2 protein-coding genes are annotated in these 2089 nt (G+C 38.2%); one reads left to right on the top strand and one right to left on the bottom strand.

Features of this window, described 5'->3' with window-relative positions:
* Positions 1-68: 68 nt before the first annotated feature.
* On the bottom strand, positions 69-734 hold the full coding sequence (gene ntcA / locus AC3DU7_RS32170) for a global nitrogen regulator NtcA (RefSeq protein WP_445974436.1): 666 nt from the start codon (positions 732-734) through the stop codon (positions 69-71).
* 316 nt (positions 735-1050) lie between these two features.
* Between ntcA and fabI the strand changes: the two genes are divergently transcribed.
* A complete protein-coding gene (gene fabI / locus AC3DU7_RS32175) occupies positions 1051-1827 on the top strand; it encodes an enoyl-ACP reductase FabI (RefSeq protein ID WP_488043291.1) in 777 nt (258 codons plus the stop codon).
* The last annotated feature ends 262 nt before the right edge of the window (positions 1828-2089 follow it).

Raw genomic sequence — 2089 nt, forward strand, 5'->3', positions numbered from 1 at the left:
ATAAACGATTCCCTAGTTTTCATCCCTCGGCTGAAGCACGAGGGCTTTTAACTTCGCTGTTCAGTCAATCAGGTAAATTGTTGACTTAAAGCCACTGGGTTATGTACTGTAATTTTCTTCTTGTGAATAGATATCATCCCATCTTGCCGAAGGTCTCCGAGCAGACGAGTAACTGTCACCCTTGTTGACCCAATTGCTTCTGCAATTGCTTGGTGAGACAATTTCAAGTCTATGGTAATCCCATCTTTGCTAGGAACTCCAAAATCTCGACAAAGGATTAACAAAAAGCTAACCAGTCTAGACCCCATATCCCGGTGTGCCAAAGTTTCAATCATCATCTCTGTCTGTAAAATTCGAGATGAAAGTCCACGCAATAAAACAACTGACAAATCTGGATCTTCTCTGAGAGCTTTCTCCACCTGGTCAATTGGCACAGATATCAATTCTACTGGCGTAAAAGCTACTGCATGGTAGAAACGGTCAGACTTATGGCCTGTAATTAGAGACAAAACTCCAAATACACTATTTTCCCGGAGTAAGGCCACTGTAATTTCATCTCCTGCTTCATACACCCTCGATAGCTTAACTGCGCCTTTAATTAAAACGTAGACACGCTCTGCAGGGTCTCCTGGAAAAAATATTGTCTTGCCCCGTTCAAAAGTTTCTACAACTGGTGGATATGACCCACCAGATATATTACGGAAAACTGCTGCTAGCGGTCTATCATGCGTCACGACCAATTTCCTTACTCTCTAATAACTAACTAAACGTCTCTTAAACCTTAATAGCTCAGTTCCTGAAATATACTATTAATTTTCTACACATTGCCATATATATCTCTAATACTTACTTTACTTTTATATTCATATAGATTAAGGAAGTGAAACTGAGAAATTTAATTTCTAATTATGGCCATAGATGCTAATATTATCTATAAATTTGCCTGATGTCAAAGATGCTATGTATTATAGCGTCATAGTATGAAATTAAATTTTAGACTTTTTATTTGATTGAAAATTTTACTATAGTTTCTCAATAAATCAAGGTATTATGTTAGATTTAACAGGAAAAAATGCTCTGGTCACAGGTATTGCAAACAATCGTTCTATTGCCTGGGGTATTGCTCAACAACTCCACAAGGCTGGAGCAAATTTGGGTGTCACTTTTTTGCCGGACGATAAGGGTAGATTTGAAAAGAAGGTTTGGGAGTTAGTAGAACCTTTGAGTCCTTCTTTATATTTACCTTGTAATGTTCAGGATGAGGAACAAGTTAAGGCTATTTTTGCTCAAATAGGGGAAAAATGGGGTAAGTTGGACATTTTGATTCATTGTTTGGCCTTTGCTGGTAAGGAAGAATTATCTGGAGATTTTAGCAATACTAGCCGTGAAGGTTTTACTCGTGCTTTGGAAATTAGTTCTTACTCTCTGATTGATTTGAGTTCCGAGGCAAAGGAACTAATGACCGAAGGAGGGAGTATTGTAACTCTGACTTACTTAGGGGGCGTGCGGGTAGTTCCTAATTATAATGTGATGGGAATTGCTAAGTCTGCTTTGGAGATGAATGTTCGTTATTTAGCAGCGGAACTTGGCCAGAAAAATATTCGGGTTAATGCTATTTCTGCTGGTCCAATTAAAACTTTGGCTTCTTCGGCAGTGGGTGGTATTAAGGATATGATTCATCATGTGGAACAAATAGCTCCATTACGTCGGACTGTGACTCAAATTGAAGTTGGTAACACTGCTGCTTTTCTATGTAGCGATATGGCCAGTGGTATTACTGGTCAAGTTATCTATGTGGATGCTGGTTACGAAATTATGGGAATGTAGATATTGAAGTCAGAAGTCAGAAGTCAGAAGTCAGAAGTGAAGAAAGTATGGCTGAAGTTAGAAGTTAGAAGTCAGTAGGATAAATGGCCGTTTATTAACCTAGAGCTGCCACTAACGCCTGTATATTCTTGATAGGGACTATATTTTGAGAATGTCCTAAAAGTGATGGCAACTGCTATAAATAAACATTAGTAAAGTTTCCCGATTAACTTAAGGGACTTCCAAATAAAAAATTATCCCATTAGCTATGAAAGTAAGGGAG

This window comes from Okeania sp., from assembly GCF_983059655.1.